The sequence below is a fragment of the Bradyrhizobium sp. UFLA05-112 genome (assembly GCF_053572325.1).
This window is the reverse complement of sequence record NZ_JBANBK010000097.1, coordinates 21,499-28,723: the sequence shown is the minus strand read 5'-3', so window position 1 is coordinate 28,723 and position 7,225 is coordinate 21,499. Positions and strand designations below refer to the sequence as shown.

At 63.7% G+C, this 7,225-nt stretch carries 8 protein-coding genes and 1 pseudogene; 5 read left to right on the top strand and 4 right to left on the bottom strand.

The window, feature by feature from the left end; genetic code table 11:
- The 4 genes and pseudogenes from SO180_RS36190 to SO180_RS36175 all read left to right on the top strand — a co-directional run.
- Positions 1-100: pseudogene (locus SO180_RS36190) on the top strand (chemotaxis protein CheW); the annotation flags it as partial.
- A gap of 70 nt (positions 101-170) precedes the next feature.
- Complete coding sequence (locus SO180_RS36185; RefSeq protein WP_007600538.1) at positions 171-536, top strand: response regulator; 366 nt, start codon at positions 171-173, stop codon at positions 534-536.
- Between the two features lie 75 nt (positions 537-611).
- Positions 612-1,799, top strand: coding sequence for a protein-glutamate methylesterase/protein-glutamine glutaminase (locus SO180_RS36180; RefSeq protein ID WP_449383590.1), 1,188 nt, complete (start codon positions 612-614; stop codon positions 1,797-1,799).
- Entirely contained in the window at positions 1,796-2,668 is an 873-nt protein-coding gene (locus tag SO180_RS36175) for a CheR family methyltransferase (RefSeq protein ID WP_449383589.1), read from the top strand. The genes SO180_RS36180 and SO180_RS36175 overlap by 4 nt, the downstream gene beginning before the upstream one ends.
- A gap of 60 nt (positions 2,669-2,728) precedes the next feature.
- On the opposite strand, the gene SO180_RS36170 is transcribed toward SO180_RS36175, so the two are convergent.
- The 4 genes from SO180_RS36170 to SO180_RS36155 form a co-directional block, all read right to left on the bottom strand.
- The gene (locus tag SO180_RS36170; protein ID WP_449383588.1) at positions 2,729-3,889 is read right to left on the bottom strand and encodes a glutathionylspermidine synthase family protein; all 1,161 of its coding nucleotides are present in this window, start codon (positions 3,887-3,889) and stop codon (positions 2,729-2,731) included.
- A gap of 3 nt (positions 3,890-3,892) precedes the next feature.
- A complete protein-coding gene (locus tag SO180_RS36165) occupies positions 3,893-4,135 on the bottom strand; it encodes a hypothetical protein (RefSeq protein ID WP_449383587.1) in 243 nt (80 codons plus the stop codon).
- Positions 4,136-4,200: 65 nt separating this feature from the next.
- Positions 4,201-4,596, bottom strand: a complete 396-nt coding sequence (locus SO180_RS36160; RefSeq protein ID WP_449383586.1) for a hypothetical protein — start codon at positions 4,594-4,596, stop codon at positions 4,201-4,203.
- Positions 4,597-4,598: 2 nt separating this feature from the next.
- On the bottom strand, positions 4,599-5,003 hold the full coding sequence (locus tag SO180_RS36155) for a DUF350 domain-containing protein (RefSeq protein WP_449383585.1): 405 nt from the start codon (positions 5,001-5,003) through the stop codon (positions 4,599-4,601).
- Positions 5,004-5,139: 136 nt separating this feature from the next.
- Between SO180_RS36155 and SO180_RS36150 the strand changes: the two genes are divergently transcribed.
- Complete coding sequence (locus tag SO180_RS36150) at positions 5,140-7,197, top strand: phospholipase D-like domain-containing protein (protein ID WP_449383584.1); 2,058 nt, start codon at positions 5,140-5,142, stop codon at positions 7,195-7,197.
- The last annotated feature ends 28 nt before the right edge of the window (positions 7,198-7,225 follow it).

Sequence of the window (7,225 nt, the reverse complement as noted above, 5' to 3'; positions counted from 1 at the left end):
CAAGCTCGCCGGCGGCGTCCACCGTCTCGACGGCCAGCTCATGGTCGTCCTCGACGTCGATCGCGTCCTCGAACTCGCGCCCGAGATGATGGCGGCCTGAGACGACGGTCGGCCCGCCGACCGACCTGCAATTGGAAGTGTCCCGCCGGGGACAGGAAGTAGAGGCTCATATGAGAACGTGTCTCGTCGTTGATGACTCCAGTGTCATCCGCAAGGTTGCGCGCCGCATCCTGGAAGGCCTCGACTTCCAGATCCTCGAAGCCGAGGATGGCGAGAAGGCGCTGGAAGCCTGCAAGCGCGGGCTGCCCGATGCCGTGCTGCTCGACTGGAACATGCCGGTCATGGATGGCTACGAATTCCTCGGCCATCTGCGCCGCATGCCCGGCGGCGACCAGCCCAAGGTGGTGTTCTGCACCACCGAGAACGATGTCGCGCATATCGCGCGCGCGCTGCATGCTGGTGCCAACGAGTACATCATGAAGCCGTTCGACAAGGACATCGTGACGGCGAAGTTCCAGGAAGTCGGCCTGATCTGACCGTGCTGCCCGAGGGCTGAACGGATCCTTCGGCATTTGTTTCAACTGAACCGTTTCAGTCTGAGTTGGTGAGTAATGAGTGTTGCGTTCGCTGGAAGTTCGACCATCAGTCCGTCGCGGGAAGGGCCACTGCGCGTGATGATCGTCGACGATTCCGTCGTCATCCGCGGTCTGATCTCGCGCTGGATCGGCGCCGAGCACGACATGGAGGTCGCGGCCTCGCTGCGCACCGGACTTGAGGCGGTCAACCAGCTCGAACGCATCAACCCCGATGTCGCCGTGCTCGACATCGAAATGCCCGAACTCGATGGCCTCACGGCGCTGCCGCAACTTCTGGCCAAGAAGCGTGACCTCGTCATCATCATGGCCTCCACGCTGACCCGCCGCAACGCGGAGATCAGCTTCAAGGCGCTGTCGCTGGGCGCGGCCGACTACATTCCGAAGCCGGAATCGACCCGCGAGGCCTCCGCCGCCGACGTCTTCCATCACGACCTGATCCAGAAGATCCGTCATCTCGGCGCGCGATTGCGCAGGAAGGCGGCGGTCGCAAGCCCATCGCTCGCGCCCGCGAGCCCCGCTCCGCTTGCGCGCGAGCCCGTCGCGCGTCCTGTGACACCGGCGCCGGCCGCGCCGGTCGCCTCCGCCGCCTCGCTCGTCAAACGCTCGTTCTCGACGCAGGCCCCGAAGGTGCTGTTGATCGGCTCCTCGACCGGCGGTCCGCAGGCGCTGATGTCGCTGGTGACCGAACTCGGTCCGGTGATCGATCGCTTCCCGGTGCTGATCACCCAGCACATGCCGCCGACTTTCACCACCATTCTCGCCGAGCATCTGGCGCGTTCGAGCCGCAGGCCAGCGCATGAGGCGATCGATGGCGAGGCGGTGAAGCCGGGCCAGATCTATCTCGCGCCGGGCGGCAAGCACATGCGTGTGGTGCGGAGCGGCGCTGAGGCTGCGATCGCGCTCGACGACGGACCTGCGGTGAACTTTTGCAAGCCCGCGGTCGATCCGCTCTTCACCTCCGCCATCGACCTCTGGCACGGCGGAATCCTGGCGGTGATCCTGACCGGCATGGGCTCGGACGGCATGCGCGGCGGCAAGGACATCGTCGCCGCCGGCGGCAGCGTGATCGCGCAGGACGAAGCCAGCAGCGTGGTGTGGGGTATGCCGGGCGCGGCCGCGAATGCCGGCATCTGCGCCGCGATCCTGCCGCTCAATCAGATTGCGCCGAAGGTCAATCGTCTGTTCTCGGGAGACCGCTCGTGACGCCGATGGACTATGAATATCTGCGCAAGTTCCTGAAGGAGCGTTCGGGCCTCGATCTCTCAGCCGACAAGACCTATCTGGTCGAGAGCCGGCTCATGCCGCTCGCGCGCAAGGCGGGCCTCGCCGCCATTCCCGATCTCGTGCAGAAGATCAAGAATGGCGATACCAGGCTCGCGACCGACGTGGTCGAGGCGATGACCACCAACGAGACCTTCTTCTTCCGCGACAAGGTCCCGTTCGATCATCTGCGCGACACCATCCTGCCGGGCCTGATTCAGGCGCGCGCGGCGCGCAGGAGTCTGCGCATCTGGTCGGCGGCCTCGTCGACCGGGCAGGAGCCCTATTCGATCGCGATGTGCCTGAAGGAGAAGAGCGCAGCGCTCGCCGGCTGGCGCATCGAGATCGTCGCGACCGATCTGTCTCAGGAGGTGCTGGAGAAGTCCAAGGCCGGCGTCTACAGCCAGTTCGAGGTGCAGCGCGGCCTGCCGATTCAGTTGCTGGTGAAATACTTCACCCAGTCCGGGGACATCTGGCAGCTCAATGCCGACGTGCGCTCCATGGTGCAGTTCCGCCAGCTCAACCTGCTCCAGGATTTCTCGCATCTCGGCACCTTCGACGTGATCTTCTGCCGCAACGTGCTGATCTATTTCGACCAGGACACCAAGGCGGTGATCTTCGAACGCATGGCGAAGAGCCTTGAGGCGGATGGCACCTTGCTGCTTGGTGCCGCCGAGTCAGTCGTCGGCATCACCGACGCCTTCCGTCCGGTCGTCGACCGCCGCGGCCTCTACCAGATCAATCCGGCACGTGGCACACGTTCGGCCGGTGCGCCGATGCTTGCAGGCATGAGGATCGCCGCGGCAAGGTGACCTCTCTTCTCGTCATTCCGGGGCGGCACATCAGCGTCGAGCCCCGGAACGACCGAGGCCTCACAAAATCGCGTGCGGCAAGAATCGCGAGCTGTTGCCGGTGATCGGGCTTTCGTCCTCACGGATCGACAGACCGCAGGGCTCGTGGTTCACGAGCCAGCTTCCGACGACGGGATAGAAGCCGGAAAAATTCGGCAGCGGCGAGAGTGCCTGGCGGACGAAGCCTTCGGCGCCGTAGGGACCCGTGTGCTCGTCGAGTGACACGCCGCCCGAGACCAGCGTGACGTTGGCGCCTTCGCGCGACAGCAGCGGCTTGCGCACATAGGAGCTGCCGAGCTCGGCCGCGCGCGGATCATCCTCGAAGAAGGCCGGCAGCAGGTTGGGATGGTTCGGAAACATCTCCCAGAGCAGCGGCAGGATGCCCTTGTTGGAGAGCACCGCCTTCCACGGCGGCTCGATCCAGCGCGTCGTTGCCTCCTTGAGCTTGGTGCCGAAGGCATCGTGGAACATCCATTCCCAGGGGTAGAGCTTGAAGGCGAGCGCGATGTCGCGGTCGTCGAGGTCGACGAAGCCGCCGTCCCTATCGCGCCAGCCGATCTCCTCGATGTCGAGCAGTGTGGTCGATAGCCCCGCTTGCCGCGCTGTGTCCTCGAGATAGGCGAGCGTGCCGGCGTCTTCTTCATTGCCGGTCGTGCCGGTGAGATGCAGATGCTGGCTTGGGGAGATTGCCCTCCAGGCCTCGATCAGCCGCTCATGGATGGAATTGAACTGATCGGCCCGCGCCGGGATGATGCGCCGCTCGATCGCCTGTTCGAGCCAGGTCCATTGAAACACCGCGGTCTCGAAGATCGACGTCGGCGTATCCGCGTTGTATTCGAGCAGCTTGGCCGGCGAGGTGCCGTCGAACTTCAGATCGAGCCGGCCATAGAGGCTGCGGTCATCGCGCTCCCAGCTCTCGGCGATCAGGTCCCAGAAGGCCTGCGGGATCTTCAACCGCTCCAGCAGCCGCTCATCAATGATGATACGGCCAGCGAGCTCGAGGCACATCGCGTCGATCTCGCCGGTCGGCGTTTCGACCCCGCGTTCGATCTCGTCGAGCGTGAAGGCGTAATAAGCGCGCTCATCCCAGTAGCGCTCACCATCGATGGTATGGAAGTCGAAGCCGCATTGTCCGGCGGTTTGCTCCCAGTCGTCGCGCTCGGGACAGACAATCCGTTGCATGCGCTAGCCGCCGCCATGGCCGTGGCCATGACCGCCATGTCCATGATCGCCATGTCCATGAACGACATGCAGCGTGCCGCCGAAGCCGCCATAGGTGGCAGGCCGGCAATAGGGTTGCCCGTCGATGCCGGGAACGGCCGTCATTCCTGGTCCGCAGTCATAAGGCCGCCGCACAAATCCCATCGAGACCGCGCCGACCGCGGCACTGCCCATCAGGGTGAGCACGACCCGTCGCGAACGTTTCATGTCGCTTCCTCCCGCGCCAGTTAAGCAGACCGGCCAATGGCGGTGAATTCAAAACTTGGCTCGGCTCAGCCGCCGCCCGAAAAGCCGAACGCATGCGCGAACGAACCAAAGCCGCCCCGCGTCACGCCACTGGTGCCCGAGTCGGACGAGCCGCCGGATGAGGAATGGCTCGAGGAGTCGCTGCTGAAGAAGCTCGAACGCGATGACCAATGCGAGCTGCCGCCGCCAGATGAGCCTCTGCTGGTGCAGGCCGTATTCGGTTGCGCTGGCTCCGCTATGCCGGGCGCGGGCGGATCGCAGTTCTGCCGCGGCATCAGCGTGTAGGCGGTGGTGCCGACCGCAATCGTCCCCATCACCAACAGCGCGACCTGGCCGGAGCGTTTGACCGGCTCCTTCGGTGGCGACGGCAAGGGCTGTGGCCGACGCTTGCCGAACTCCTTGCTGGGGCGCTTCTCTGCCATGGTCAGTAGATCATGCAGGCGGCGTTGAGCAGGCCTGCGGCGAGCGAGGAAAGGCCGAGCCAGATCGCGGGCGCCATGTCGCCGGCGGCGATGCGTGACGACAGGTTCGGCACCGGGATCTTCACGACGTAGAACACGATCACCTGGACGATCAGCGCGATGAACGCCCAGATCAGGCAGTCCACAACATTGGCCGAATGTGCGATGGCACTGAACAGCGGTGCGACGAAGCCGAGCAGGCTCAGCCCCAGCGCGATCGCGGCAGCCGGATCATTGTCGCGGATGAGCTGGAATTCGTTGTGCGGCGTGATGCGGGTGTAGATGAACAGATAGGCCACGATCGCTACCAGCCCGGTGCAGAAATAAACGAGAAAAGCGGGCAGCCCCGCGAGCGATTGCAGAATCATCAGCCGTTCCCCCGAACACACTTATCCTGCGGATAATTTCGTGACTTGTCATCCAGGATTTAAAGTTCTTTGCGAGCAATAGCATTCGGTTGCAACTTGAGCGTTTTTCATTCGGCCGAGCCCAAGGAGCGGTTCAATGCCTGCAATTGCGTTTTCCAACAATGATATTGCTGTTGTCGCCTGGACGTTCGACCATCACCTTGATGGTTGTCTTGGCTTTGCGATCCACCAGATCGACGTTGACGCCGGGAACCACGAGACGGTCCTGCCTGCGCTTGCGCAGTTTGCCGATCAGGATCCAGGCACGAAGCTGACGACCGAGCAGGCGCCGGTCCAGAAATTCTGGTGGAAGGACCTCTTCGCCAAGCGCGGCGGCACCTATCAGTATCGAATCGTGCCCATGGGTGGCGCGCCGGGCCAGACGCTGACGCCGCTTGCAGGGGTCTCGCCGCTTCTCAGCAATCAGGTCACGCTGACGCCGAGCCGTCCGCCGTTCAGCGCATATTTCAACCGCGGCATCACGGCAACGCAGGCGCTGTCGCAAGCCCTGCATGGTCACCCCAGCATCGAGGCGCTGCAGCCGCACATCCTCGATCCCGGCGATCCGATTCGCATCCGCCTGATGGGACAGTTGCAGGAAGGCCTCACCTCGCTTCTCGCCAGGGCTGACAAGAACGGTGGCGTCATTCATGCCGCGCTCTACGAGCTCAACGATCCGAACGGGTTGGAAAAGCAGCTCCAGGCCAATCCCCATAGCCGCAACGTCATCCTCGGCAACGAGCAGGCACCGGACAGTGACGACGCGGACAAGGACAATCGCGCCGCGCTCAAGGCGGCCGGCGTCAACGTGATCGACCGCATCCTCGCCAAGGGTGACATCCCGCACAACAAGTTCATGGTCCTGACCCAGAACGACACGCCGATCGCCACGCTGTCGGGTTCGACCAACTGGACCAGCACCGGCCTGTGCACCCAGACCAACAATGCGCTGGTGATCGAGTCCAAGGACGTTGCGCAGCGCTACCTCGACTACTGGACAGCGTTGAAGGCCGACGTCGATGCGGCCCAGGGCAACAAGAGCAAGCTGCAATCGCAGATCCTGCGCGACTTCGCCCATGGCAACAACGACAAGTCGATTTCGTCGCCAATCGGCCTTGGCAATGGTGTGACCGTCGAGCTGATGTTCTCGCCGAACACGCCGCACAAGCTGTCGAAGCATCCCGACACGCCCAACGACATGGGACGGGTGTTCGAGCTGATGAGCGGCGCCAAGCAGGCGATCCTGTTTCTGGCGTTCGACCCCGGCAACAACTCAATCCTCGATCAGGCCGGCAAGCTCTTGAAAGAGAAGCCCGACCTGTTCGTGCGGGGCGCGCTGACGAGTCCCGTGCGCGCGAAGAATTTCTCCGCGGCGCTGCATTCCGGCGGCGCAACCGAAGCTGCCGATGATGAACACAGCTCGTCGCATGGAACGCATGGCGGTGTGACCGTGGTCGGCGAATCCGGCAAGCCAAAGAAGAAAGGCGCTCCCGGCGAGATCGATTTCCGTGCGGTGCCGGCCGGGGCCGTCACGCCGCATGATGCCTTCGGCGCCTGGGAGGGCGAGCTCGCCAAGTTCGGCTTTGCCATCATCCACAACAAGATCGTGGTGATCGATCCGTTCAGCGCCGACTGCGTGGTCGTGACCGGCTCGCACAATCTCGGCTTCCGCGCCTCCCACAACAACGACGAGAACATGGTCATCGTCCGCGGCCATCGCGGGCTGGCGGAGGCCTATGCCTGCCACGTGCTCGATCTCTACGATCACTATGCGTGGCGCTTCCTGTTGAATGAGCACCCGGACATTTTCGGCAAGCCGCTGCAAGGCGACGATACTTGGCAGGAGCGCTACATCCAGGGACCAAGAGTCAAGTCGCCGGAATTGAGGTTCTGGCTTGCAGCGGCCGGCGGAGGCATTGCGTCCGCCTCGCACAAGCCGGCGGCGAATCCGATCGCCCTGGCGGAATCACGGGCGCAGCCAAAGCCTGCCGGCACCAAACCCAGCAAGCCAAAGAAGGCTCCAAAGGCGAAGACGGCCTCGCGGAAACAAGGCAGGAAGAAGCCCGCGAAAGCATCGAAGAAGAGCGCGGGGAAGGCGACCAGGAAGATTGCTGCCAGCGCGAAAAAGGCGAGCAGGAAGCGGAGCCGTCGATGAAGACGGCTTCGGCTGGCCGTCCAAAAAC

What these genes read in the sequence shown, in the direction of transcription:
- SO180_RS36185 (WP_007600538.1), top strand. Translation starts at nt 171, where the DNA reads ATGAGAACGTGTCTCGTCGTTGATGACTCCAGTGTCATCCGCAAGGTT.
- SO180_RS36180 (WP_449383590.1), top strand. Translation starts at nt 612, where the DNA reads ATGAGTGTTGCGTTCGCTGGAAGTTCGACCATCAGTCCGTCGCGGGAA.
- SO180_RS36170 (WP_449383588.1), bottom strand. Translation starts at nt 3,889, where the DNA reads ATGCAACGGATTGTCTGTCCCGAGCGCGACGACTGGGAGCAAACCGCC.
- SO180_RS36165 (WP_449383587.1), bottom strand. Translation starts at nt 4,135, where the DNA reads ATGAAACGTTCGCGACGGGTCGTGCTCACCCTGATGGGCAGTGCCGCG.
- SO180_RS36160 (WP_449383586.1), bottom strand. Translation starts at nt 4,596, where the DNA reads ATGGCAGAGAAGCGCCCCAGCAAGGAGTTCGGCAAGCGTCGGCCACAG.
- SO180_RS36155 (WP_449383585.1), bottom strand. Translation starts at nt 5,003, where the DNA reads ATGATTCTGCAATCGCTCGCGGGGCTGCCCGCTTTTCTCGTTTATTTC.
- SO180_RS36150 (WP_449383584.1), top strand. Translation starts at nt 5,140, where the DNA reads ATGCCTGCAATTGCGTTTTCCAACAATGATATTGCTGTTGTCGCCTGG.